At 56.6% G+C, this 24,383-nt stretch carries 22 protein-coding genes; 9 read left to right on the forward strand and 13 right to left on the reverse strand.

The window, feature by feature from the left end:
* The first annotated feature begins 112 nt into the window (after positions 1-112).
* A complete protein-coding gene (yjgA, locus tag SB719_RS07205) occupies positions 113-655 on the forward strand; it encodes a ribosome biogenesis factor YjgA (protein WP_412159086.1) in 543 nt (180 codons plus the stop codon).
* A gap of 55 nt (positions 656-710) precedes the next feature.
* Here the strand turns inward: yjgA and mpl are convergent, their stop codons facing one another.
* Positions 711-2,066, reverse strand: a complete 1,356-nt coding sequence (mpl, locus tag SB719_RS07210) for a UDP-N-acetylmuramate:L-alanyl-gamma-D-glutamyl-meso-diaminopimelate ligase (RefSeq protein WP_293006197.1) — start codon at positions 2,064-2,066, stop codon at positions 711-713.
* A 168-nt stretch (positions 2,067-2,234) separates the two neighbouring features.
* On the opposite strand from mpl, the gene fbp reads away from it, so the two are divergent.
* The gene (fbp, locus tag SB719_RS07215) at positions 2,235-3,242 is read left to right on the forward strand and encodes a class 1 fructose-bisphosphatase (protein ID WP_039380574.1); all 1,008 of its coding nucleotides are present in this window, start codon (positions 2,235-2,237) and stop codon (positions 3,240-3,242) included.
* 56 nt (positions 3,243-3,298) lie between these two features.
* On the opposite strand, the gene SB719_RS07220 is transcribed toward fbp, so the two are convergent.
* Positions 3,299-4,858 carry a methyl-accepting chemotaxis protein gene (locus tag SB719_RS07220; protein ID WP_412159098.1) on the reverse strand — a complete coding sequence of 520 codons (1,560 nt, stop codon included), beginning with the start codon at positions 4,856-4,858 and terminating at the stop codon, positions 3,299-3,301.
* A gap of 260 nt (positions 4,859-5,118) precedes the next feature.
* Here SB719_RS07220 and SB719_RS07225 point away from each other — a divergent pair, with 260 nt between their 5' ends.
* On the forward strand, positions 5,119-5,568 hold the full coding sequence (locus SB719_RS07225; RefSeq protein WP_065648111.1) for a DUF441 domain-containing protein: 450 nt from the start codon (positions 5,119-5,121) through the stop codon (positions 5,566-5,568).
* Positions 5,569-5,669: 101 nt separating this feature from the next.
* A complete protein-coding gene (gene ppa / locus SB719_RS07230; RefSeq protein ID WP_065648110.1) occupies positions 5,670-6,200 on the forward strand; it encodes an inorganic diphosphatase in 531 nt (176 codons plus the stop codon).
* A gap of 72 nt (positions 6,201-6,272) precedes the next feature.
* On the opposite strand, the gene SB719_RS07235 is transcribed toward ppa, so the two are convergent.
* From SB719_RS07235 to tamA, 3 genes are read right to left on the reverse strand one after another with little or no spacing between them, the layout of a single operon-like run.
* On the reverse strand, positions 6,273-6,626 hold the full coding sequence (locus tag SB719_RS07235) for a gamma-glutamylcyclotransferase (protein WP_304235963.1): 354 nt from the start codon (positions 6,624-6,626) through the stop codon (positions 6,273-6,275).
* A 2-nt stretch (positions 6,627-6,628) separates the two neighbouring features.
* Positions 6,629-10,396 (reverse strand): autotransporter assembly complex protein TamB, encoded by a 3,768-nt coding sequence (tamB, locus tag SB719_RS07240; RefSeq protein ID WP_412159087.1) that lies wholly within the window; start codon positions 10,394-10,396, stop codon positions 6,629-6,631.
* The gene (gene tamA / locus SB719_RS07245) at positions 10,393-12,132 is read right to left on the reverse strand and encodes an autotransporter assembly complex protein TamA (RefSeq protein WP_065648107.1); all 1,740 of its coding nucleotides are present in this window, start codon (positions 12,130-12,132) and stop codon (positions 10,393-10,395) included. Before tamA ends, tamB begins: the two co-directional genes overlap by 4 nt.
* Before the next feature lie 451 nt (positions 12,133-12,583).
* Between tamA and SB719_RS07250 the strand changes: the two genes are divergently transcribed.
* Complete coding sequence (locus tag SB719_RS07250) at positions 12,584-13,924, forward strand: hemolysin family protein (protein WP_065648105.1); 1,341 nt, start codon at positions 12,584-12,586, stop codon at positions 13,922-13,924.
* Between the two features lie 96 nt (positions 13,925-14,020).
* Here SB719_RS07250 and SB719_RS07255 read toward each other — a convergent pair whose 3' ends face one another.
* Complete coding sequence (locus SB719_RS07255; protein WP_039380586.1) at positions 14,021-14,227, reverse strand: DUF1107 domain-containing protein; 207 nt, start codon at positions 14,225-14,227, stop codon at positions 14,021-14,023.
* A 313-nt stretch (positions 14,228-14,540) separates the two neighbouring features.
* On the opposite strand from SB719_RS07255, the gene SB719_RS07260 reads away from it, so the two are divergent.
* The gene (locus SB719_RS07260; RefSeq protein WP_412159088.1) at positions 14,541-15,098 is read left to right on the forward strand and encodes a YtfJ family protein; all 558 of its coding nucleotides are present in this window, start codon (positions 14,541-14,543) and stop codon (positions 15,096-15,098) included.
* A gap of 29 nt (positions 15,099-15,127) precedes the next feature.
* Here SB719_RS07260 and cysQ read toward each other — a convergent pair whose 3' ends face one another.
* Complete coding sequence (cysQ, locus tag SB719_RS07265) at positions 15,128-15,874, reverse strand: 3'(2'),5'-bisphosphate nucleotidase CysQ (RefSeq protein WP_065648103.1); 747 nt, start codon at positions 15,872-15,874, stop codon at positions 15,128-15,130.
* Positions 15,875-16,168: 294 nt separating this feature from the next.
* Between cysQ and SB719_RS07270 the strand changes: the two genes are divergently transcribed.
* Positions 16,169-18,100 (forward strand): bifunctional 2',3'-cyclic-nucleotide 2'-phosphodiesterase/3'-nucleotidase, encoded by a 1,932-nt coding sequence (locus SB719_RS07270; protein WP_412159099.1) that lies wholly within the window; start codon positions 16,169-16,171, stop codon positions 18,098-18,100.
* Positions 18,101-18,295: 195 nt separating this feature from the next.
* Here SB719_RS07270 and fklB read toward each other — a convergent pair whose 3' ends face one another.
* Positions 18,296-18,916, reverse strand: coding sequence for an FKBP-type peptidyl-prolyl cis-trans isomerase (fklB, locus tag SB719_RS07275; RefSeq protein WP_039380595.1), 621 nt, complete (start codon positions 18,914-18,916; stop codon positions 18,296-18,298).
* A gap of 185 nt (positions 18,917-19,101) precedes the next feature.
* Here fklB and SB719_RS07280 point away from each other — a divergent pair, with 185 nt between their 5' ends.
* Positions 19,102-19,767, forward strand: coding sequence for an OapA family protein (locus SB719_RS07280; RefSeq protein ID WP_167350661.1), 666 nt, complete (start codon positions 19,102-19,104; stop codon positions 19,765-19,767).
* A gap of 56 nt (positions 19,768-19,823) precedes the next feature.
* On the opposite strand, the gene rplI is transcribed toward SB719_RS07280, so the two are convergent.
* The 5 genes from rplI to yjfP form a co-directional block, all read right to left on the reverse strand.
* Positions 19,824-20,273: a 50S ribosomal protein L9 gene (rplI, locus tag SB719_RS07285; protein ID WP_065648101.1), complete on the reverse strand. Its 450-nt coding sequence runs from the start codon at positions 20,271-20,273 to the stop codon at positions 19,824-19,826.
* 39 nt (positions 20,274-20,312) lie between these two features.
* Positions 20,313-20,540, reverse strand: coding sequence for a 30S ribosomal protein S18 (gene rpsR, locus SB719_RS07290; protein ID WP_000135199.1), 228 nt, complete (start codon positions 20,538-20,540; stop codon positions 20,313-20,315).
* A gap of 4 nt (positions 20,541-20,544) precedes the next feature.
* Positions 20,545-20,862: a primosomal replication protein N gene (gene priB / locus SB719_RS07295; RefSeq protein WP_039380601.1), complete on the reverse strand. Its 318-nt coding sequence runs from the start codon at positions 20,860-20,862 to the stop codon at positions 20,545-20,547.
* 6 nt (positions 20,863-20,868) lie between these two features.
* Positions 20,869-21,264: a 30S ribosomal protein S6 gene (rpsF, locus tag SB719_RS07300; RefSeq protein WP_039380603.1), complete on the reverse strand. Its 396-nt coding sequence runs from the start codon at positions 21,262-21,264 to the stop codon at positions 20,869-20,871.
* 282 nt (positions 21,265-21,546) lie between these two features.
* Positions 21,547-22,296 carry an esterase gene (gene yjfP, locus SB719_RS07305; RefSeq protein WP_412159089.1) on the reverse strand — a complete coding sequence of 250 codons (750 nt, stop codon included), beginning with the start codon at positions 22,294-22,296 and terminating at the stop codon, positions 21,547-21,549.
* A gap of 149 nt (positions 22,297-22,445) precedes the next feature.
* Here yjfP and SB719_RS07310 point away from each other — a divergent pair, with 149 nt between their 5' ends.
* On the forward strand, positions 22,446-24,377 hold the full coding sequence (locus tag SB719_RS07310; protein ID WP_292977335.1) for a methyl-accepting chemotaxis protein: 1,932 nt from the start codon (positions 22,446-22,448) through the stop codon (positions 24,375-24,377).
* Positions 24,378-24,383: the final 6 nt, after the last annotated feature.

The raw sequence follows: 24,383 nt of genomic DNA on the forward strand, positions 1-24,383 counted from the left end.
CCTGCCGTCTAATCTTAAGTATGAATCTGTTGAGTCTATCAGACTCAGAGAACAATTTCGCAGTCGCCCGATAAACTGGTAGGATTAGCCTCTTTTTTTAAGGAGCCAAGAGATGACCAGGCAGCCCGAAGACTGGCTCGATGATGTACCGGATAATCAGGAAGAAGAAGACGAAGAAATTATCTGGGTCAGCAAAAGTGAAATTAAACGTGACGCCGAAGAGTTAAAACGCCTCGGTGCCGAGCTGGTTGATCTGGGGAAAAACTCCCTGAATAAGATCCCGCTCGATGAGGATCTGCGCAATGCGATTGAGCTGGCGCAGCGTATTAAGAAAGAGGGTCGCCGTCGCCAGCTGCAGCTGATTGGTAAAATGCTGCGCCAGCGCGATGAAGATCCGATCCGTCAGGCGCTGGACAAGCTGAAAAACCGTCACAATCAGCAGGTGGCGCTGTTCCACAAGCTGGAGCATCTGCGCGATCGCCTGATTGATCAGGGCGACGACGCGATGACCGAGGTGATCACGCTCTATCCGCAGGCCGATCGGCAGCAGCTGCGTAGCATGATCCGCAACGCGCAGAAAGAGAAAGCGGCGAATAAAACGCCAAAAGCAGCCCGGCAGATCTTCCAGTATCTGCGCGAGCTGGCAGAAGCGTAAGAGGCGGCCTGCCGGCCGCACTCTCTCCGGAGGCGTCCTGCAGGACGCCACGGTCTTAGCGTCCCAGTCTCTCCAGCAGTTTTTGATGGATCCCGCCAAAACCACCGTTACTCATCACCAGAATTGAGTCGCCTGGCTGCGCCTCTTTCGCAATCATCTCCGTCAGCGTATCGACGTCCGCGCTCCACTGCGCAGGCGGAATACAGGCGTCTGCCACATCGGAGACCTGCCACGGAATATGATGCGGCTGCAACAGAAAGACCTTATCTGCCCGGCCCAGCGACGGTGCCAGATCGTTTTTACTGACGCCCATTTTCATGGTGTTAGAGCGAGGCTCCAGTACCGCGAGGATACGTGCCCTGCCGCCCACTTTACTGCGCAGCGCGGCCAGCGTGGCGTGTATGGCCGTGGGATGGTGAGCAAAATCGTCATAGACCTTGATGCCGTTGACCTCACCGCGCAGCTCCAGGCGGCGGCGCGCGTTGATAAAGCTGCTGAGCGCTTCGCCCGCATCCGCCGGTTTCACGCCCACATGGCGCGCGGCAGCAATCGCCATCAGGCCGTTATGCATGTTGTGTTCGCCGACCAGCCCCCAGTTCACCTCTGCCACCTTTTCCCCTTCCAGCCAGACTTCCCAGCGGGCAGCGTCCGGCGTCAGCTTTTTCGCCTGCCAGTGACCCTGTTCGCCTGTTGTCTCCTGCTCGCTCCAGCAGCCCATGGCCATGACCTGCTTCAGATTATGATCATGTTCCGGCAGCAGGATTTTGCCCTGGCCGGGTATGATGCGAATCAGGTGATGGAACTGCTTCTGGATAGCGCGCAGGTCGTCGAAAATGTCTGCATGATCAAACTCAAGGTTATTGAGGATCAGCGTACGCGGGCAGTAGTGTACAAACTTGGAGCGCTTGTCGAAGAAGGCGCTGTCATATTCATCCGCTTCAATGACAAAGAATGGACTTTTTCCTAATTTTGCCGATACGTCGAAGTTACCCGGCACCCCACCAATAATAAAGCCTGGCTCCAGGCCACACGCCTCAAGGATCCACGCTGCCATGCCGGCCGTAGTGGTTTTACCGTGCGTTCCGGCTACGGCCAGCACCCAGCGATCGCGCAGGACAAAATCGTGCAGCCACTGAGGGCCGGAGAGGTAGGGAATGTTACGCTCCAGCACCGCTTCAACACAGGGATTACCGCGCGTCATGGCATTACCGATGATCACCATATCTGGCACCGGGTCGAGCTGCGAAGCGTCATAACCCTCAGTTAATTCAATGCCTTGCTGCTCAAGCAGCGTACTCATCGGCGGGTAAACATTTGCGTCCGAGCCGGTTACCTGATGTCCCAGCGAACGCGCCAGCATAGCCAGGCCGCCCATAAAAGTGCCACAAATGCCGAGGATGTGAATGCGCATAAATAGATCCATTAACTGAAAGTCCGGCGCACAGTGTAACCCCGAGTCTGAAGGGAAGAAACGGATTAGGACTATGGTTTTTAAAGTTCAATCGGCTAAACTGCGTACGCATACGTTGGCAGTTTGTTACAGCTGCTGCCACTCCATCGTAGATTCAGGGAATGTGTTATGAAAACGTTAGGCGAATTCATCGTCGAGAAGCAACACGACTTTCCTCACGCCACAGGTGAACTGACGGCGCTGATTTCCTCCATCAAACTGGGCGCTAAAATCATTCACCGCGATATTAACAAAGCGGGTCTGGTCGATATTCTGGGTGCCAGCGGCGTGGAAAACGTGCAGGGCGAACAGCAGATGAAGCTGGACCTCTTCGCGAATGAAAAACTGAAAGCTGCCCTGAAAGCGCGTGGTGTGGTTGCCGGTATCGCCTCGGAAGAAGAGGATGAGTTTGTTATTTTTGAAGGCTCAGAAGATGGCAAATATGTGGTGCTGATGGATCCGCTGGATGGCTCATCCAACATCGACGTAAACGTTTCTGTCGGAACCATTTTCTCTATCTACCACCGCATCAGTGAACCCGGTACGCCGATCACGGAAGCGGACTTTATGCAGCCGGGGAATCAGCAGGTGGCCGCCGGTTATGTGGTATATGGTTCCTCAACCATGATGGTTTATACCACCGGCGTCGGCGTACACGCCTTTACCTATGATCCGTCGCTCGGCGTATTCTGCCTGAGTCATGAGCGCATGACCTACCCGGCAAAGGGTTACACCTATTCCATTAACGAAGGTAACTACATTCGCTTCCCGCAGGGCGTGAAGAAATACCTGAAGTTCTGCCAGGAAGAGGATATCGATACGCATCGTCCTTATACCTCGCGCTATATTGGTTCACTGGTGGCTGACTTCCACCGTAACCTGCTGAAAGGCGGGATTTACCTCTATCCAAGCACCGCCAGCCACCCTAACGGCAAGCTGCGCCTGCTGTATGAGTGCAACCCGATGGCGTTTCTCGCCGAACAGGCGGGCGGTAAAGCCAGCGACGGTAAAAACCGTATTCTTGACCTTCAGCCAGAGACGCTGCACCAGCGTTGCCCGTTCTTCTGTGGTAACGAAGCGATGGTTGATGATGTTGAGCGCTTTATCCGCGAATACCCGGATAACCACGGCGCCTGAGTCGCACTGATTAATAAAAAGACCCGCCGCTGAGCGGGTTTTTTTATTGTTTTCTTTTAGGCGGCTGTGATGCGGAACTGCGCCATTGAGGTCTGCAGCTGCTGCGACTGCGCTTCCAGCAGGCGGGTCGCGGCACCCGCCTGCTCCACCAGCGCCGCGTTCTGCTGCGCCGCTTCGTCCATCTGCGTCACCGCCATATTGACCTGCTCAATACCGCGGCTCTGCTCGTCAGACGCACCGGAGATCTCTTTCATCAGCGCCGTTACGCGTATCACTTCGCCAGCGATCTCATCCATGGTCGCCCCCGCGCGCGTCGCCATTTCACTGCCCTCTTTAACCCGCGTCTGCGACTCGCTGATTAACGTCCGGATCTCTTTGGCCGCGCTGGCGCTGCGCCCTGCCAGCGTACGTACCTCACTGGCCACCACGGCAAAGCCCCGGCCCTGCTCGCCAGCGCGCGCCGCTTCCACGGAGGCGTTAAGCGCCAGAATGTTAGTCTGAAAGGCAATGCCGTCGATCACGCTGAGGATATCCGCGATGCGATTGGAACTCTGCGTGATCTCCTGCATCTTCTCCATCACGTAGCACACCACTTCAGCACCGCGGCTGGCGGTGTCAGAGACGCTGCTGGCAAGCTGATTCGCCTGCTGCGCATTAACGGCATTGAGCCGCACGGTGGCGGTAAGCTGTTCCATGCTGGCCGCCGTCTGCTCCAGTGAAGCGGCGGACTCTTCGGTACGCTGTGACAGGTGCACCGTACCGGCCGCCAGCTCCCGGCTGCCGGTATCAATCTGCAGGCTCGCTTCGCGCACCTGGCTTACCGAGTGGCGCAGCGCGCGCTGCATAACAGCCAGCGCCTGATTCAGACGGCCAATCTCATTGTGACCGGCAGCCGGCAGCTGCTGCGACAGATCGCCTGCAGCCACCTGCTCCAGATGCCGGACGGCGCTCTCCAGCGGACGCAGCAGCGCCTGGCGCAGCAGCAGCCAGGCAAGACCGGTCAGCAGCAGGGTCAGTGCGACCGCAACGCCAATCAACATTTTCATCTGCCACTCATTGTGTGCCGCCTGCGCCAGCCGTGCGGCAGAGACCTCACCGGCATAGAGGCTGAATGCGTTAACCGCCCCGGCATAGCGGGCAGCGAGCTGCGATACATTGCCTTCCAGTACCTGGTAATATTCGTCGGTATACTGCTTTTCCAGCGCAGCCATCATCGGGACGACCGCACCCTGCTGATACGCTTTATAGGCGGCGGCGATCGCCTCAGCCAGCGTTTTGCCGTGAGCCGTTACGGTACCGGCATCAATAAACGCCTGCAGATGCCGCTGCGAGCTGGCGACGTCTGCGGCGGCCTGCTTCGTGACTGCGGCTCCCTCATCCAGCAGGCCAATCTCAATTTTGCGTACCGCCAGCGCGGCGCCGGCGCGCGCGCGCATCAGATCGGCATTGCTCTGGTAAAGGCTATTCAGTTCAACTCCCTGAATGCGGTTGATGGCATTAAGCGACTGATTGCCGGCATTAATGGCGTAAATGCCCATGCCGCTGACGGCCAGCAGCAGCAGTGTCATGCAGATAAGCAACGAAAGTAAGGCGGTGCGAAGCGAGAGCTGAGCAATCATGATAATTTCCGTGTGCAGTAAAAAAGGGAGAATCCAGTGACCCTAAACGAAGAAATTATCGGCGGTGACGTGCTGAAACTTTACCGCTGCCTGACGATCAGGCGAATGATGATCACCCGTGCTGCGAATTTTCTTTACTGCAGCAGAGATAATTATGCATAAGCCGGTTGCGCCATTTTTTCTGATGGTTGATAAAGGAAAGCAGACAAACTGTTGCATGGCTCATTGTCAGCCTGCTGATTATTTATGGAGAAATCATGGCCCCCTACGCTTCCACGCTGGTTCTTATCTGCCTCGCCATACTGAGCTATTTTGTTCATAACAGCGCCGTGACGATCTCGATTCTGATCCTGCTGGCCATCAAGCTCACGCCGCTGGCGCAGTTTTTCCCTTACGTGGAGAAGCAGGGAATTCAGATGGGGATTATCATTCTGACCGTTGCCGTCATGGCGCCGCTGGCGAGTGGTACCCTGCCGGTAAGCGCCCTGCTGAAATCATTTGCCAGCTGGCAATCCATTGTAGCGATTCTGGTCGGCGTGTTTGTCGCCTGGCTCGGCGGGCGCGGCGTCAGCTTTATGAGCATTCAGCCATCGGTGGTCGCCGGGTTGCTGATTGGCACTGTGATTGGCGTGGCGTTCTTTCGCGGCGTGCCGGTAGGACCGCTGATTGCGGCGGGCATTGTTTCGCTGTTTGTGTCGGCGAAGTAGCGGGCTTGGAGCATTCTGAAACGCCAAAAAGGGGGCATACTTTCAGAGTCAGTTGGCTATAATAGCCGTCACTCAACATACGACTAATGAAGGAAAGCCCGATGAGTCTGAACCAGGTGCCTGCAGGTAAAGATCTGCCAGAAGATATCTATGTAATTATTGAGATCCCGGCAAATGCCGATCCGATCAAATATGAAGTGGATAAAGAGTCTGGCGCCCTGTTTGTAGACCGCTTTATGTCTACCGCCATGTTCTATCCGTGCAACTACGGCTACATCAACAATACGCTGTCACTGGATGGTGACCCGGTTGACGTGCTGGTGCCAACCCCTTACCCGCTGGTGCCGGGTTCAGTGATCCGCTGCCGTCCGGTTGGCGTCCTGAAGATGACCGACGAGTCTGGCGAAGATGCTAAACTGGTTGCGGTACCGCATACCAAACTGAGCAAAGAGTACGATCACATCAACGATGTGAACGACCTGCCAGAGCTGCTGAAAGCGCAGATCACCCACTTCTTTGAGCACTACAAAGATCTGGAAAAAGGCAAATGGGTGAAGGTTGACGGCTGGGATAACGCAGAAGCGGCTAAAGCTGAAATCATCACCTCTTTCGAACGCGCGCAGCAGAAGTAATCTTAACCGGGTAAACCGGAAAAGATGCGCGTTACCGATAAAAAAACACCGCCATAAAGGCGGTGTTTTTATTTATGCATCTGCTGCGCCATCACGTTGCAGCCAGTCGCCGCTTGCAATATGCGGTCGCCCCGCAACTGAACGCTGATACACGTACAGCCAGGCGCTGCCGTAAGGCGTCTGAATAAGCTGACGCTTATACTCACCATTCTTGCAGCGCAGCGCATCCAGCTCACCGAGCGTGCTGGCATCAATGCGGTATACCTCACCCAGGACGGTTCCTTCGCCCTCTACCACACCCGGGTAAAGCCCCAGATTATAGAGGTCAAACCCCTTAATCTGGTGCTCACCGAGCCACTGCGCATTGGTCATCCAGTGACTATTTCCCTGCTTGCGCCGTAAACTGCCGTAGACAATTATTCGCATTGCTAGAACTCAAACTGATAGAGCAAATCCAGCGCCTGATCGAGACCAGACACGGCTTCCAGGTAGAGTTTGGGCATCAGGCGATAACGCAGGGTCAGGGTTGCCAGTGAGTCAAAGATACCTACGCCATATTTCACCTGCAGCCCCGGCAGCACATAGCCGCTGACCTGAACCTGCTGGCTGTCACCTACGCCGGTGGTATCAAGCGCAAGGTTGCTGACGCCAAACGTCTCACCGATTTTACCCACAACCTGCCCACTTTGTGCAACCCCCAGACCCACCAGCGCAGAGGTTAATGCATTACTGTCACCGTCGCTGTTCAGTCCCTGACCGCGTAACAGGTAAGAGAGCGCCTCCTGCTGCGACATTGCCGGATCGGAGAACACCTCCACTTTAGGCTCATCCGCCAGACCGGTGACGCGCAGACCCGCCGTGACATCATCTTCGGTGGCGTCCGGGTTGCGGATCGCCTCCAGATTGACATACGGCTGATCCGGCGGGCCGGCAAACTGCAGTTCACCTTTGCGAACAATCAGATCCTGTCCATAGGCGTGGAAGCGGCCAGACGGAATATTGATCTGCCCGTTAAGGCCGAGCCCGGTTTTATCCTGCACCAGTTTCAGGTCACCACTGAGCCGCGCTTTCAGGCCAAATGCCGAGAGACGCACATCATTGCCGACGTGGATCACCAGATTACTGTTAATCGGGATGGCCGCCGTTTTCGGTGCGATCGGCTTGAGATTCTCATCCAGCATCACTTCATCCGATGAGACGCCGGTGGCGCTCGCCGGCACCTCCTGCACGGTGATACGCGCCCACGGCACATCCACTTTACCGTCCAGGCTGAACGCAGCAGGGGTAGCCTCAAAGACCAGATCCGGTGAGACATCCATACGCACCATCGGCGGCACCGTAACGCGAATGCGGCTGCCCTGCGCCGTAACACGCGCACGCCAGTTATCCAGCTGGCTCCAGTCAGCGTTTCCGCCCAGAGTCAGGTTGCCCTGCTGCGTCTGTATCAGACCATTCAGCGTAGAGCTCATGCCGTTGAATATCATGTTCAGGTTTGCCGACGTCAGCGTCACCGGCATGAAGCTCGCCTGAGCGTTGACATCGCTCAGGCCGAGCTGGCCAAACACCTGCGGCCGCTGGAGCGTCCCCCCCAGCCGCAGGTTGCTGTTAAGCCTGCCCTGCACCTTCTCACCCTGCGACAGTGCCGGATTCAGCATCGCCAGGGAGATGTTGCTGATGCCGATATTGCCCGACAGCTGCCGCCGGTTCTGCGGATCGTTGATCTGCAGATTGCCGTTCAGCTGGCCATTGTTAGCAATCCGGATCAGCCAGTCGAGCTGCGCGCGTCCGTCACGCAGTGCCGCATTCAGGTTCAGCGTATCGAACGCTATCGGCAGCGCATTGCCCTGCACATCCTGCACCACTTTTACGCCGCTGCCTTTCAGCGCCACGGTGCCGGTTGGCAGCGCGCCGTCCGCGCTCCAGTTAACGCGCACATCTCCGCTGAACAGACCGCTGAGCCGGGTGGCATCAGTCAGAAAGGGTTTTACCATCGCCAGATCGAAGCGGTTCAGTACCACGTGCGCCCGGCCGCTTGCGCCGGCTTCAATCGGTTCCGGTACACAGAGCTGCGCGTTCGGGTTCTGCCAGCAGTGCGGACCAATGGTTGCGCTCTGCTTGCTATTGAGATAGTCAATCGCCATGGCGCGCGTCAGGCGCCACTCCCCGACCGGCGTATCAAACCGGGTATTATTCAGCGTGCCCTGCCAGCGACCAGCCTGGCGATCAAAGCTGCCGTTCAGCGCCAGCTGACCTGAAACCGGCTCACCCTGAACGTTGAGCTTCAGCTGATGCTGCTTCTCACTGCCGTCAGCGTTCAGCGTCAGCAGGTTGATTTTCAGTGCCGCCTGCTGCAGCTGTTCCACGCGCAGCTGCAGCTTGCCGGCAACCTGCTCACCCGATTTGATGTCGCTCTTCAGCGTGGCGCGGCGGATTAACAGCTGCTGCCAGCGCAGGCCGGTGGCGGTAAGATCGGCCAGCAGCTGCGGCGCCTGGAGCGTGCCGCGCGCGTTGATTGCGCCTTTGACGACGCCGCCGAGGCCCGGCAATGCGTTGTCGAGATGCGGGGCATCCACAATCGCATCCAGATTCAGCGTGTCACCCAGTTCGCCTTTCACATCCAGATAGTTGCGGCCCAGCGCCACATTCAGGCCCGGAATGTTCCACTGGTTATAGCTGTTACCGCTCAGGGAGCCTTTTGCGCGTACCGCATTCTGTTTCACATTACCGTTAAGCTCCAGCTGCGGTACGCGCAGCTGCCAGCTGCCGCCGTAAAGGCTGCCGCGCGTGGTGATTTTGCCGTCCAGCTTCGCAGGCCAGTCAGGATACTGCTTCGCGGTGTTAATACCGGCCAGCGTCAGCTCGCTGCGCCAGCTGATCGCTTTACGCCAGTCCACCAGCGCAGAGAGATCGATATTGCCCTGCAGCGCGGCGACACGCAGTTTATCCAGCGTAAACTGCTGCTCGTTGCCGTTGCCATCCAGCGTAATCGTTGCCGGCGGGATCGCCTCGCCTTTTACCGCCGTACGCAGCGACATCACATAGTCGGTGGCTTTTCCTTTAAACTGATAATCGAAATTATCTGCCTGGTACTGCACCGGTCCGGTCAGCGGCCAGCGCAGCTGCGGGCTGGTCAGCGTCAGCGACAGCGGCAGTTCAGCCACGGCAGGTTGTGCTGTCGCCGCAAGCTGTGCACGCACCGGTCCGGAGAGATTCAGCCCCAGCTGCAGCTCGTCGCGCATCGCGCCGCCCAGCGTCAGCTTCACTTTTTCACCCTTAACCGGATCGATATTCAGCGCGCCGTTCAGCGTGAAATTAACCGGCCAGTTGCCCGCCAGCTGCGCGTCACCGCGGGCGCTGACCTGGCCCTGCGGTGAATCAATATCAAACGTTTCCAGCTGCAGATGCGTCTCTGCCGTTTTGGCTTTCACCAGCAGGCGCGAGAGGGTGAGATCGGTATCTCCGGTAATGCGCAGCTGCTCGCCGAGCAGCGACTGAACGGTAATATCCAGCGGCAGACGGAAGTCAGGCAGCGCCGGCAGCAGCGGTTTGGCAAACAGCGCCTGCAGCGTTTCGCCCAGCGGTTTTTCATCCGGCTGCGGCTGCTGAACTTTCGGCTGAACAACCTCTTCATTCGCCACCTGAGCCGCTTTTGGCAGCGCAATCAGCAGGTTCTGGATACGGGTAGGATAGAGCGTCAGCGCCCGTTCCTGCCACTGCAGGCCGGTGCTGAAGTCGAGCAGTGAAATCGCCGTATCATCAACTTTAACGTTGATATTGTGCAGCGTGACGTTACGCAGCGTAATCGGGTACGGCGTACTGAGATTCGTACTGCCCGACTCCTCTGGCGGCGGTTCACTGGCCGGCGTCATTTTTTTGCTGTCGACCACGACACTGACATCCTGCAGCGCGAGGGCGTTAACGCAGACCGAGGAGTGCAGCAGGCAGTTCAGGTTCAGGGCGAGATGAAAGCGCCCTGCATCCACGCTGACGCCCGGCATCTCATACTTTACGTTGTTGAGTGTCAGATTGCGCCAGCCGCCATCGACCTTGCCAATTGACAGGCCGGGCACCCAGCGGTCAGCACCTTTCAGCAGCAGATGCAGACCCGGCGTGGTCCCCACCAGCAGCGCCACGCTGCCCAGCAGGATGACCAGAAAAATAATCAGGCCGATCAGGACCTTTTTCCACAGCTTCATAGTTCAGGCCCCAGTCCGACATAAAATTGCAATCCGTGCTCCTTGTCATCGCCAACAGGGCGGGCGATATCAAACTTAATGGGCCCGACCGGCGAAGACCAGCGCACGCCTACGCCTGCACCGGTCTTGAAGTTGCTCTGCTTAATATCATTAACCGCTTCCCCGGAGTCGATAAATACCGCGCCCCACCACTTGCCGGAGACGTTGTACTGATACTCCAGCGATCCGGTGGCCAGTTTCGAGGCGCCGGTCAGCTTGCCCTCTTCGTCGCGCGGGGAAATGTTTTTGTATTTATAGCCGCGGATGCTGCGATCCCCGCCGGCAAAGAAGCGCAGGTCGGGCGGCACTTTTTCAAAATTATTGGTTTCAATCCAGCCCAGGTTGCCGCGTGCAACAAAGCGATGTTTATCCGCCAGCGTGCGGATCCAGACGTTTTGCGCCTGCAGGATCAGGAAGTCGACATCGGAGCCCCAGGTGGTATCAGAAACGTCGACCGAATAGCGCTGTGAGTCACCCCATGTGGGCATCAGTCCGCCGCGCGATCGCGTGCGGTTCAGGCTCACGCCCGGATAGAGCAGCATGGTGGTATTGGTCACGTTGCCTTGGGTAAAGTGATCGAGGCTCCAGCGCAGGTTAACGGCTTTCTGCCAGCCGGAGCTGCTGTCCCAGTTACGCGACATGGCCAGCGTTGTGGTATCTGATTTCGTATCGTTAAGATCGGTGCGCTTCAGGCCGCCGGAAAAGGTGTAGTACTGCTCCAGCGGGCTTTTCAGCAGCGGCACTTTATAGCTGAGATCGAGCTGCTGCTCCGGGGCGGAGACATAGGCGCTGGCCGCAAGACTGTGGCCGCGATCGTTAACCCAAGGCTTGCGCCAGGTGCCTTTCAGGCGCGGACCGACGTCAGTGGAGTAGCCTACGCCGGTTTCAATGGTATTTTCCACGCGCGGCGAGAGTGCGGCGCTGAGCGGCAGCACTTTGGTTTTACGCCCTTTATCAAACTCCGGTGCCACGACAACCGAGTTAAACCAGCCGGTGGCAGAAAGGCGGCGGTTCAGCTCAGCCAGCTCGCGTGAGCTGTAGGGATCGCCTTTTTTAAACGGTACCAGATTATGGAGATAGGCCTCATCTATCTGCGAGCCTTCGAAGCTGACGTCGCCAAAGCGATAGCGCGGACCGCTGTCGTAATCAATGTCCCAGAAAGCCAGCCGCCGCTCAACGGAGACACCAAGCTGACTCTTTTTAAAATCGCCATCAAAATAGCCGTTACGCAGCGCCAGGTTAGAGAACCCGCTTTTGAATTTATCGTAGGTACCGTGGTTCAGCTGCGATCCCACTTTTGGTCTGCCCTGCTTTACCCACGCCTGGTAGTCCGGATCCTCTTTCGCTTCACCCTCGATCACAATAGTGCTGCCGCCAATTTTTACCGGCTCGCCGGCTGTGACGTGAGCAATCAGAACCGGACGACCGCCCTGTGGAGGGGGCGGACGCGATTCAAAGTCAATCTGCGGTTCATAATAACCGAGCGCGTGCAGTCCCTCTTTAATGGCATTTGAGACCCGCGCCTGAAAGCGTCCGTCGCTGGAGACTTCATCGCTGCCAATGGTGGACAGGCGCGCCCTGACATTTTTTTCTAAATCCCCGGTCAGGCCCTCTACCTGCAGTCGCACTTTCGCTGCCTCAACGGCAGGCGCAGCAAGCAGCAGGCTGGCCAAACAATAAACATGAAATCGCGGCACGCGTACTCCTGTTATCAATGCCTGCCCCCCTTCCGCAGGGGCGTTAATCAGTCAGGCAGGGTTTCACTTCCCCCATTTACCCATCAGCATAGCCATCTTTTAGGGCAAACGGCTACGTTAAACCCACGACTAAGCCAAATTGGTGACTATTGTCGGTAATTGGTGGCGGTGATACAACCGGGATGCTGTGCTTCTGTGCGCCGCTGCGCTGCTGCCGGATAAATCTGATGTCACCGATCGTACCTCTGGCGGCATGACAGGCGCTGCTGCTATAATCACCGACCAGCAGGCCTCGCCTGCGTTCAATTCTGCCCCGACGTTACTCTCCATTGTCGAACTGGCGCAGACATTTTTGGCACGGATAGCCCTGTCAGACTGGTGTGTACCGGACGTACCCCTCTTCGCGCTGCCCAGGCCAAAAATGACAAGTGATTAACTCAACGGACCTTTTATGCTAGATAGCCTGCTTGTCATACTTTTACTGATCGTTATCAGTTCCTTTTTTTCTCTTTCAGAGATCTCGCTGGCGGCTGCCCGCAAGATCAAACTTAAACTGCTGGCTGACGAAGGCAACATCAACGCGCAGCGCGTGCTGAAGATGCAGGAGCAGCCCGGTATGTTCTTCACCGTGGTGCAGATTGGCCTGAACGCAGTAGCGATTCTGGGCGGTATCGTGGGTGACGCCGCGTTTTCCCCTGCTTTCAGCAGCCTGTTCAACCGCTTTGTGGAGCCTGAACTGGCAGAAAAACTCAGTTTCATCTGTTCCTTTACCATCGTAACCAGTCTTTTTATCCTGTTTGCTGACCTGACGCCGAAACGTGTTGGCATGATCGCCCCGGAAGCGGTCGCGCTGCGCATCATTAATCCGATGCGCTTCTGCCTGCTGGTCATGCGGCCGCTGGTCTGGCTGTTCAACGGCCTCGCCAACGTCTTTTTCCGTATTTTCAAACTGCCAATGGTGCGCAAAGACGATATTACCTCTGACGATATTTATGCGGTGGTAGAGGCGGGTGCGCTGGCCGGTGTCCTGCGCAAGCAGGAGCATGAGCTGATTGAAAATGTGTTTGAACTGGAGTCACGCACCGTTCCCTCTTCAATGACCTCGCGCGAGAACATCGTCTGGTTCGATCTGCATGAAGATGAGCTAAGCCTGAAAACCAAAATCGCACAGCATCCGCACTCAAAGTTTCTGGTATGTGACGGAGATATCGATCATATCGTTGGCTACGTTGACTCCAAAGAGCTGCTGCTGCGCGTGCTGGGTAATCAGAGCATGGCGCTCAACAGCGGCGTTCAGATCCGCTCGGCGCTGATTGTGCCCGACACGCTGACGCTTTCTGAAGCGCTGGAGAGCTTTAAAACTGCCGGCGAAGACTTTGCCGTGATCATGAATGAGTATGCGCTGGTGGTGGGTATCATCACGCTGAATGACGTTATGACCACGCTGATGGGCGACCTGGTGGGCCAGGGGCTGGAAGAGCAGATTGTCGCACGCGACGAAAATTCCTGGCTGGTCGAGGGCGGCACGCCGATTGATGACGTCATGCGCGTGCTTGATATTGATGAATTCCCGCAGTCCGGCAATTATGAAACCATCGGCGGCTTTATGATGTACATGCTGCGCAAAATACCGAAACGTACCGACTTCGTGAAGTTTTCCGGCTATAAGTTTGAGGTGGTGGATATCGACAGTTACCGTATCGACCAGCTGCTGGTCACGCGTATTGATGAACGCCCGCCGGCGCTGAGCGTAAAAACCAGTGATGATGAAAATCCGTCACTGTCTTCATAAAGAGAGGTTCTGGTTCGGACAGAGCTGATTCAGAAAGAAAGTAGCAGAAACATCAAGGGCGCCCGCGGCGCCCTTTTTACTGCCTGATTTTAACGCTTAGTTGTACTCAGCCTGCAGCCGCAGCACCTGGCGATTAATTTCTGACATCACGCTAAGGTGCTGTTTATCTTTAACGCGTGGCAAAATGACTTTGCCTTTATCAAACTCAAACGCGCCGACATCCTTGATATACAACCTTCCTTTAAATAGCGTTTTGACATATTTCGCAATTTGCAGCGGATTATATCGCTGGAAGATCTTCATGCTGTTTAACTCCTGAACAGATGTAATACGCTTCGCCGTTGCCAAATGGGTATACGAACTCATGAAGCGCAAATGAGGCCTAAATATAGAACAGGATTTTTGATCCGGGTTCCGGAAACATGAATTTTTTACTGAATTGACACATCATTACAGACAACTCTGTCATTCAGCTCACAAAATCCAGTATAAACCTTTGTTGGTTACAGATTTGTGGCACAGGTTGCAAAGCTGCCAGGTTTTTACGACAGGCGCATCATCCGCGCTTACCATGACAATAATATGACTCACTGGTCCGATCACTAAGGAGTATTCTATGCGTCTGGCCCCCTCTCTGCTTGCGATCGCGCTGCTATTGCCTGGTCTGGCTGCCGCCCACGTCTTTAAAACCGGCGAGCGTGTGCCGCCGGTGGGTATTCCCGATCGGGGCGAGCTGATGTATCAGCAGGATAAATTCAGCTATCAGCCGTGGAACAGCGCTCAGCTAAGCGGCAAAGTACGGGTGATCCTGCATCTCGCCGGTCGGCTTTCAGCCAAAGAGCAAAATGCAGCGCTGATTGAAGCGATTAAGGCGGCACAATTACCGCACGATCGCTATCAGACCACCACGCTGGTCGATACCGATGATGCCATTCCGGGAACCGGTATGTTTGTACGCAACAGCATTGAAAGTAATAAAGCGCAGTTCCAGTGGTCGCAGTTCATTATCGACAGTAACGGCAGCGCGCGAAAAGCGTGGCAGCTGGAAAAAGGAGGCTCGGCTGTGGTGGTGCTGGATAAAACGGCACATGTCCGTTTCGCGAAAGAGGGCGCACTGACGCAGGATGAGGTTAAACAGGTGATGACGCTGCTTCACTCTCTGCTGCAGCCGTAAAGAACGGGAGGCGTATGCCTCCCGGTGCCTTAAAACAGCGAAACGCGGAAGCCCGGATTCAGAAAGGATTCGCGCGGTGTATAGTCAAGCGTACGTCCCTGCCAGTCATGCACATGTGCACCTGCCGCCAGGGCGACCGCATGGCCTGCACCGGTATCCCAGATATTGGTAGGCCCGAAGCGCGGATAGAGCTGTGCTTTACCTTCAGCCACCAGACAAAACTTCAGTGATGAGCCGATAGCCGTAGTCTGGTGTTCACCCAGATGCGCCAGGTACTCCTTCAGCTCCGGATCGTTATCAGCGTGTGAGCGGCTGACCACGACCAGCGGTGGCCGGGCATCCACCACGTGGATGCGGGTGGTCTGCCCCCCCTCCTCTTTCCACGCTTTACCCTCTGCCGCTGAATAGAGCACGCCCAGCGCCGGTGCATAAACGACCCCCATCACCGGCTTGCCCTGCTCGATCAGGGCAATGTTGACGGTAAATTCACCGTTACGCTTGATAAACTCTTTGGTGCCATCCAGCGGATCAACCAGCCAGTAACGCTGCCACTGCTGACGGATCGCCCATGCTGGCGGATCCTCTTCAGACAGCACCGGCAGATCGGGCGAGATCGTCTTCAGGCCCTGCATGATCACATCATGTGCGGCCAGATCCGCCGCGGTAACGGGTGAATCATCCGCTTTACTGGTCACGTTCATCGGCTGCGCGCCGTCGTAGACCTGCATAATTGCATCGCCTGCGTCACGCGCCAGCTGGCAAATTTTCTCTAACATGCTTCACCTCATTTTCGCAGAAATGCACGTTCCGACCCGGACTGTTGCTCTTCAAAGTCTGGCAGGTAAAGCCCCGCCTGTCTGTTGCCCGGCATCGTGTTCAATAATAGATCGTAATATCAATACCATAGATTGCAAAGGGTAACTATGGCGCATTGCTGAATCGCCTGCGGTAGCGGGAAAAAAGCAAAACCCCGATATCTATCACAAATTGAACTGATAATTTGTCATGGTTTTACATTATTTTGAGAGGCCTATTTGGTAAACAAGGAGAGAGCCGTGTTCAGACTGAACATGTCGTTACTGGCGCTGTGTCTGGCAGCCGCTACCGCCCAGGCGGCTACTGTGGATTTGCGTATTCTGGAAACCACCGATCTGCATAGCAACATGATGGATTTTGATTACTACAAAGATAAATCCACAGAGAAGTTTGGCCTGGTACGTACCGCCACGCTGATTCAGCAGGCGCGCGCCGAGCGCAAAAACAGCGTGCTGGTCGATAATGGCGATATCATTCAGGGCAGCCCGCTTGGCGACTATATGGCGGCAAAAGGGCTGCAGCCAGGCGAGGTGCATCCGGTTTATAAGGCGCTGAACACGCTGGATTACGCGGTCGGCAACCTGGGCAACCACGAGTTCAACTACGGCCTTCCTTATCTGCAGCGCGCGCTGGCAGGTGCACGCTTTCCCTATGTGAATGCCAATATCATTGATGAAGCCAGCGGTAAGCCGCTGTTTACGCCCTATCTGATTAAAGAGACCACGGTTACCGATCGCAGCGGCGCTCAGCACACATTGAAAATCGGCTATATCGGCTTTGTGCCCCCGCAAATTATGGTATGGGACCGTAATAATCTGCAGGGCAAAGTACGGGTTGAGGACATTACTGAAACAGCAAAGCGTTATGTACCGGAAATGCGCGCAAAAGGGGCTGACGTTATTGTTGCGATTCCCCACTCCGGCCTGAGCAGCGAGCCGTATCATGCGATGGCGGAAAACTCCGTGTGGTATCTGAGCCAGGTGCCGGGTATTAACGCAATCATGTTCGGTCATGCGCATGCGGTATTCCCCTCAAAAGAGTTTGCTGCGATCAAAGGCGCTGATATTGCTCAGGGGACGCTGAACGGCATACCCGCCGTGATGCCAGGAATGTGGGGCGATCATCTTGGCGTGGTCGATCTGGTGCTGAGCAACGATCGGGGATCGTGGCAGGTGACGCAGGGTACTGCCGCTGCGCGTCCGATTTATGACACAGCGGCGAAGCGATCGCTGGCGGCAGAGGATCCCGCGCTGGTTGCGGTACTGGCAGACGATCATCGCGCCACGCGCGAGTTTGTCGCTAAACCGATCGGCAAAGCAGCAGATGTGATGTACAGCTATCTGGCGCTGGTGCAGGACGATCCCACCGTGCAGATTGTGAATAACGCGCAGCGCGCCTATACCGAACGCTTTATTCAGGGCGATCCCGATCTGGGACGCCTGCCGGTGCTGTCGGCAGCAGCTCCGTTTAAAGCAGGCGGCCGCAAAAACGATCCTGCAAGCTACGTGGAGGTTGAGAAAGGTGAGCTGACGTTTCGCAACGCCGCCGATCTTTACCTCTATCCGAATACGCTGGTTGTGATGAAAGTGAGCGGCGCTCAGGTAAAAGAGTGGCTGGAGTGTTCAGCCGCGCAGTTCAATCAGATTGACCCGCACAGCAGCAAACCGCAGTCGCTGATTAACTGGGATTTTCGCACCTACAATTTTGATGTGATAGATGGCGTGAATTATCAGATTGATGTGACGCAGCCAGCCCGCTACGACAGCGAATGTGCCCTGATCAATCAAAATGCCTCGCGTATCCGTGAGCTCACGTGGCAGGGCAAGCCGGTTGATCCCGCAGCAACGTTTCTTGTGGCAACCAATAATTATCGCGCCTGGGGCGGTAAGTTTGCCGGCACCGGCGACCGGTTTGTCGCCTTTGCCTCGCCGGATGAGAATCGCGCCGTAGTGGCAGCCTATATCAGCAGCCAGAGTCAGCAACAGGGTGCCGTACAGCCGCAGGCGGACCATAACTGGCGCTTAGCGCCCATTAAGAGTGAGACGCCGCTGGATATTCGTTTTGAGACAGCGCCGGGCAGTAAAGCCACGCAATTTATAAATCAATACGCTGACTATCCGATGAAGCCGGTGGGCACAGACGAGACGGGCTTTGCCGTGTGGCAGGTGAACTTACAGCATCCCTGACCCTGCGCCCGCACGCAACCAGGGCGCCATTAATGGCGCTACTGCATCGGCCTACCCACTGGGGGCGCATTTATGCGCCCCTGCCGTGTTTGTGCGTCCCTGGTTCCAGCCACCGCATGCAACCAGGGCGCCATTAATGGCGCCCCTGCATCGACTCGTAGGGGGCGCATTTATGCGCCCCTGGCGGCGAAGCTGTTACAGAATTTCCAGCAGCTCAACTTCAAAAACCAGGGTGCTGAATGGCGGAATTGAGGCGCCGGCACCGCGCTCACCGTAGGCGAGGTTGTGCGGGATGGTCAGCTCCCATTTTGAGCCAACCGGCATCAGCGTCAGCGCTTCGATCCAGCCTGCGATAACGCCGGTAACCGGAAACTCTGCTGGCTCGCCGCGGGCAACGGAGCTGTCGAACACGCTGCCGTCGATCAGTTTACCGGTATAGTGCACGCGCACGCGATCCTGACGTGACGGGATCGGGCCATCGCCCTGTTTGATCACGCTAAACTGCAGACCTGATTCCGTTGTGCTGACGCCTTCGCGCTGGGCATTCTGCTCAAGGAACTGCTGACCCTGGGCGGCCATCGCTTCGGTACGCTCGCGGCGCACGCCTTCTGCACGCTCGTGGACTTCGCGCAGCGCACGGTGTACCACATCAACCGGAACCGCCGGTGAGTTCCCTTCCAGCGCGTCGCGCAGACCCGCCAGCAGCGCTTCAGGCTGCAGACCCTGCAGTCCAGACTCCTGCAGCTGCTGGCCAACCTGTAAACCGATACCGTAACTTGCTTGTGATTCGACGCTGTCAAATGAAGGGGTCGTCATCTTGATTCCTTAATCCCGGATAAAAGTGAACCGGCAGCATAGCAGCGCACGCGGCTGGCGTAAAATCTCACGCGGTGCGGGATGACATTTGGCGACGAAACAGAAACAATACGCAGGTCAAATTTTTCAATGCTGGCGGGCACTTCCTGCTGTCATTGCCCATACTGTAAAACAAGAGAGATAACATGGGCCAGATTGCCCCGCGACGTCGCCGGACGCGCACAACGCGAACGCTGAAACCCTGGCTGCAACGCTGGCTGCCAGCCAGACTGCATAAAACCGCTGGCGAGGAGGATCCACCTATGGCCACAGATACCCCGTCCCGCATGCCTGCTGCCCTGCAGCGCATCTGGCACCTGCTGGATGATGTACGCTGGATGGACCCCCTGCCGCCGCTTCATCGCCGGGGCATCGTTATCGCCCTGCTGATTGTCCTGCTGGCGTTTCTCTGGCCAACCAGCAACGGAAAATATCCGGTAGAGCGTTCGGTTGAGAGCCAGCCGAAAGAGGTGCCCATGCAGGCGGAGCTTTCTGATAACCAGAACAGCGCTTCTGCGCCGCAAAACAGCCAGCCGGCTATTGATGCGCAGGGCACCTGGCGCAGCTACAGCGTAGCCTCGGGCCAGACGCTGGCACAGCTGTTCCGTGACAATAATCTGCCGGTTAATGATGTATTTGCGATGGCGCGTGTGGAGGGGGAAGGCTCGCCGCTGAGCTCGCTGCAGAGCGGTCAGCAGGTGAAAATTCGCCAGAATGGCGATGGTGTGATAACCGGGCTTACCGTTGACGGCAGCAATGGTCCGGTGCTGTTTACCCGTCAGCCCGACGGCAGCTTTATCCGCGCTCAGTAAACGCCGCAAACAAAAACGCCGGCACAAGGCCGGCGTTTTCGCATCACTGCATAAAATTATGCAGCAACTACATTCACAACCAGTTTAGCGAAAACTTCGCTATGAACCTGGAAGTCAACTTCATGCTCACCGGTGGTGCGCAGAACGCCGTTCGGCAGGCGAACTTCGCTCTTAGACACCTCAACACCTGCTGCAGAAACTGCATCAGCGATGTCGCGGGTACCGATAGAACCGAACAGTTTACCTTCGTCGCCTGCTTTAGACGCGATGGTAACGGTGCCCAGGCCGCTGATTTTCTCAGCACGTGCGTTGGCAGCTGCCAGAACGTCAGCCAGTTTAGCTTCCAGTTCAGCACGACGAGTTTCAAAGAACTCAACGTTTTTCTTGGTAGCAGGAACAGCTTTGCCCTGTGGTACCAGGAAGTTACGAGCGTAGCCCGCTTTAACGTTAACCTGATCACCCAGGCTGCCGAGGTTTGCTACTTTATCAAGCAGAATAACTTGCATTACCTTATCCTCTTAAAGTCGTTAATGGACAGTTGCCGATTACTGATGACGATCAGTGTACGGCAGCAGAGACAGGTAACGCGCGCGCTTGATAGCACGAGCCAGCTGACGCTGGTATTTAGCACGAGTACCGGTGATACGGCTTGGAACAATCTTGCCGCTTTCAGTGATGTAGTTTTTCAGCGTTGCGATATCTTTATAATCGATCTCTTGAACGCCTTCCGCGGTGAAACGGCAGAACTTGCGACGACGGAAATAACGTGCCATTTGGCTAGTCTCCAGAATCTATCAATTCAATCTGCTCGGCATGTAACACAAGTTTGCTCTGGCCATTGCGTGCCTGATGGCAGCTAATAAAACCTGTGAGCGTGAGTTGCGTGCCGACCGTTATATGTTGAGTAATCGCCTGATGGGCGCTGCCGCTGATAATCACCGGCATCTGACACCAGGCCTGCCGGTGAAACCCGGCCTCCTCCTGCACAGAACGATGCTCAAGCATGAACTGGCAGTGTGGGATCCCTGACGGACTGACGTTTCGAACTGGCGTCTTGCACACCGTGCCAGACAGACGCAGCTGATTTGCCGTCATCGGGAATTACTCTTCAGAATCCCCAGCATCTGACTCTTCTGCCGATTCGTTAGCGAAATCTTCACGGCGCTCACGACGCTCGTCTTTCGCTTTAACCATCGGAGAAGCTTCAGTTACCGCGTGCTTAACGCGCATAACCATGCTGCGGATAACGGCGTCGTTGAAGCGGAAGTTAGTTTCCAGCTCGTCGATCACTTCCTGCGGCGCTTCTACGTTCAGCAGAACATAGTGAGCTTTGTGCAGTTTGTTGATCGGGTAAGCCAGCTGACGGCGGCCCCAGTCTTCCAGACGGTGGATCGTGCCCTGTGCACCAGTGATAGCACCAGTGTAACGCTCGATCATGCCCGGAACCTGTTCGCTCTGGTCAGGATGGACCATAAATACGATTTCGTAATGACGCATCGATAGCTCCTTACGGATTATTCAGCCTCCTGTCAGGGTCAGCTGCGGCCCATGGAAGCAAGGAACGTTATAGGTTGCATATCATTGTTAAATGACACACACCTCTGAATGCAGCTGAAAAATTGACGCGTAATCATACTGGCGTCAGGCACCAAACACAAGCAGGCATTTCGCCAATTTGCTGCAGCCGTGCCAGCTGAACCGCCCTTTTGTGCTACGCAGGCACTTTCAGCGCGCAACCCCGCTGTGTACAGCCTCACGAAGCATCAGCCGGGCAGCCGCTCAGAGATGACGCGTAAAAAAATTCACCACGGCGGTAAGCGCAGCGGGCGTGATTTTATGCCCGATCTGCGGCTCAGACAGGAACGTAAGCTGCCCATCCTGCTGCGCAGCGCGCAGCGCATCGGCCAGACGCTGCGTTTCAGCAAAGGGCACTACCTCATCCGCTTCGCCATGCCAGAGCAGCAGCGGCCGGCTGGCAAGCCGGTCCAGCTGCGTGGCAGGATCGTAAGCGGTCAGCGGTGCCAGACGCGCGGCAAGCCTCTGCTGCTGCGCAGGCGTCTGCGCCACCAGCGGCGGGAACAGCTGCTCGCTGAGTTGCCGGAAATAGCCGGATCCCATCAGGCAGCCGACGCTCTGAATGTGCGGATAGCGCGCCATGGCCCCCAGCGCCGTCATCCCCCCCATTGAGGCCCCCGCCACGGCAAAACGCTGCCCGGCGATCCAGCTGTTGCCACGCAGCGCAGCCTCCAGCAGCGGCAGCTCATCAATATTTTGTCGCAGAATCTCCCAGAAGCGCGTCATCCGCAGCGCGCTGTCACCCTGATAACGCGCTCCGTGCATGTCTGCATCGGGCATGATGACGCGAAATCCTGCCTGCGCCAGCGCCACAGCAAAGTAACTGTACACTTCCTTTGATGAGGTAAAGCCATGGTAAAACAGAACGACGGGCAGCGGGGTCTGCCGCTGACCAGCGGGTGCGGCATGAATACACTCAATTCCTGCCAGAGACTCTGTTGTCAGTTCAATCACGGTAACGCTCCTGAATAGCGTGCATCTGATAGCGAGTGTACCTGTTCTCTGCTGACACGTTAGCAGATTAACGTCGCTGCTTATTCGCCCTAAACCTTTGCCGGCTTCTGCCGTTGATCGTTCTCCCCCATTTTAAAAACAGGTATTTTATGAAGCGTCTTTCTCTCAGCGTCCTGAGTCTTGGCGTCAGGCTGTCTGTATTGACGTCTTTCAGCGTCGCCATTGTGCTGTTTGTCCTGACATTCACCCTGAGTCACAACGCCGCCCGTCAGCTGGAACAGCTCGCTACCGATGATATGACGAATCAGGTGCAGGGCATCCGTGAAATGGCCACACTGTTTAACGCTACGCTCTCTGAAGAGGTAGAAAACTACACCCGACTATTCCAGAGCTTTTTACCTAAACGTTTCAGCCGTGACGAAAGCACCCGCATTCAGACAGGCGAGCTGAGCACACCTGTGCTGCGTGCCGGTCTGAAAACACTCAATCTTGACCAGCTTGCCGTGGATGACTTCCTTGAGCGCACCGGCGCGGTGACAACCATCTTTGTGCGCGACGGTGATGATTACGTACGCATCGCGACGTCACTGAAAAAAGAGGATGGCAGCCGCGCCATCGGCACCCGGCTGGATCGCAGCAGCGCTGCCTGGCGCAGCGTGCAGCAGGGCACCACATGGCGCGGGCTGGCTACGCTGTTCGGCCATCGCTATATCACCCAGTATGAGCCGGTGCGTGATGAGAGCGGCAGCGTCATTGCGATTTTATTTGTCGGCGTAAAAATCGATACACAGTATGCGCTGATGCGCGACAAAGTGCTGGCACGCCATCTCGGTGACAGCGGCAGCTTCTTTGTGCTGAACGGTACACCGGGCAGCAAACAGGGCACCTACCTGTTTGACCGCCACGCTGAGGGCCAGCAGCCACGCTGGAGCAAAACGGTACAGCAGCAGCTGCTGACCCAGCCCGCCGGGCTGCTCAGCTTTGAGGACGCCGGTGAAACCCGGCTGCTGGCGTGGCAGCAGCTGCCGGGCTGGGACTGGGTCATTGCCGGTGAGGTCAGCCGTGCCGCGTTGCTGGCTCCGGTTACGCAGAGTCGCAATCTGTTTATGGCTATCGGCCTGGCGCTGGTACTGCTGTTTGCTGCCGGCTTTGTGTTTTACTGTCGTCGCGCCCTTACCCGCCCGCTGCAGCAGGTGATCCATCTGGCTGAGGAGTATGCAGCCGGTAATCTGCAGGCGCATCTTGATTCAGCGCGACGCGATGAGGTCGGTCAGCTGGTTGCTGCCATTAACGGCATTGGCGACGGGCTGGAAAAAGTGGTGCGCCAGGTGCGGGGTGCGGCTCAGGAGATCAGTGACGGCACCGATACTATTGCAGCCGGCAGCGCCACCATCAGCGAGCAGATTGGCCGTCAGGCGAGCAGCGTGGAAGAGACCTCCGCCAGCATGGAGCAGTTTGGTGCCACGGTCGCGCAGACCGCCGCTAACGTACGCCAGGCGATGGCATTGATGAGTGAGGCTGCCGGTACCGTCAGTCAGGGCGGCGCCACTGTGGCACGCTCAGCGGAAACCATGGCGGAAATCAGGGTCGCGTCGCAGAGCATTGCCGATATTACGCATGTGATTGAGTCCATCGCCTTCCAGACGAATATCCTGGCGCTGAACGCAGCCGTAGAAGCCGCGCGCGCGGGCGAACATGGCCGCGGATTTGCCGTCGTCGCCGCCGAAGTGCGGGCGCTGGCGCAGCGCAGCGCCAGCGCAGCAAAAGAGATCGATACGCTGATCGCCCGATCCATTGAGCGGGTTGCTGCGGGCCACGCGCTCTCTGAGCAGACGCGCGACAATATGAGCCATATCGTGACGCATTTTGAGCAGGTCAAAACGCTGATGAATGAGATCAATATTGCAGCCCAGGAACAGGCAGCGGGTATCGGTCAGGTTAACCTGGCCATGAACCATATCGGCCAGGCGACGCATCAGAGCAGCGATATGGTGATGCAGTCCGAGAGCACCGCCCGGCATCTGAGCGAGAAAGGGCATCACCTTACGGCACTGGTCAGCCTGTTCCGGCTTAATAACTGATGATTG

This window comes from Pantoea sp. SIMBA_079 (assembly GCF_046940275.1).
In the GTDB taxonomy this organism is placed as follows: Bacteria; Pseudomonadota; Gammaproteobacteria; order Enterobacterales; family Enterobacteriaceae; genus Pantoea; species Pantoea borealis.

Bases quoted from the DNA above. Each gene is read 5' to 3' on its own strand.
- yjgA (WP_412159086.1), top strand. From the start codon at position 113: ATGACCAGGCAGCCCGAAGACTGGCTCGATGATGTACCGGATAATCAG.
- mpl (WP_293006197.1), bottom strand. From the start codon at position 2,066: ATGCGCATTCACATCCTCGGCATTTGTGGCACTTTTATGGGCGGCCTG.
- fbp (WP_039380574.1), top strand. From the start codon at position 2,235: ATGAAAACGTTAGGCGAATTCATCGTCGAGAAGCAACACGACTTTCCT.
- SB719_RS07225 (WP_065648111.1), top strand. From the start codon at position 5,119: ATGGCCCCCTACGCTTCCACGCTGGTTCTTATCTGCCTCGCCATACTG.
- ppa (WP_065648110.1), top strand. From the start codon at position 5,670: ATGAGTCTGAACCAGGTGCCTGCAGGTAAAGATCTGCCAGAAGATATC.
- SB719_RS07235 (WP_304235963.1), bottom strand. From the start codon at position 6,626: ATGCGAATAATTGTCTACGGCAGTTTACGGCGCAAGCAGGGAAATAGT.
- tamB (WP_412159087.1), bottom strand. From the start codon at position 10,396: ATGAAGCTGTGGAAAAAGGTCCTGATCGGCCTGATTATTTTTCTGGTC.
- SB719_RS07250 (WP_065648105.1), top strand. From the start codon at position 12,584: ATGCTAGATAGCCTGCTTGTCATACTTTTACTGATCGTTATCAGTTCC.
- SB719_RS07255 (WP_039380586.1), bottom strand. From the start codon at position 14,227: ATGAAGATCTTCCAGCGATATAATCCGCTGCAAATTGCGAAATATGTC.
- SB719_RS07260 (WP_412159088.1), top strand. From the start codon at position 14,541: ATGCGTCTGGCCCCCTCTCTGCTTGCGATCGCGCTGCTATTGCCTGGT.
- cysQ (WP_065648103.1), bottom strand. From the start codon at position 15,874: ATGTTAGAGAAAATTTGCCAGCTGGCGCGTGACGCAGGCGATGCAATT.
- SB719_RS07270 (WP_412159099.1), top strand. From the start codon at position 16,169: ATGTCGTTACTGGCGCTGTGTCTGGCAGCCGCTACCGCCCAGGCGGCT.
- fklB (WP_039380595.1), bottom strand. From the start codon at position 18,916: ATGACGACCCCTTCATTTGACAGCGTCGAATCACAAGCAAGTTACGGT.
- SB719_RS07280 (WP_167350661.1), top strand. From the start codon at position 19,102: ATGGGCCAGATTGCCCCGCGACGTCGCCGGACGCGCACAACGCGAACG.
- rplI (WP_065648101.1), bottom strand. From the start codon at position 20,273: ATGCAAGTTATTCTGCTTGATAAAGTAGCAAACCTCGGCAGCCTGGGT.
- rpsR (WP_000135199.1), bottom strand. From the start codon at position 20,540: ATGGCACGTTATTTCCGTCGTCGCAAGTTCTGCCGTTTCACCGCGGAA.
- priB (WP_039380601.1), bottom strand. From the start codon at position 20,862: ATGACGGCAAATCAGCTGCGTCTGTCTGGCACGGTGTGCAAGACGCCA.
- rpsF (WP_039380603.1), bottom strand. From the start codon at position 21,264: ATGCGTCATTACGAAATCGTATTTATGGTCCATCCTGACCAGAGCGAA.
- SB719_RS07310 (WP_292977335.1), top strand. From the start codon at position 22,446: ATGAAGCGTCTTTCTCTCAGCGTCCTGAGTCTTGGCGTCAGGCTGTCT.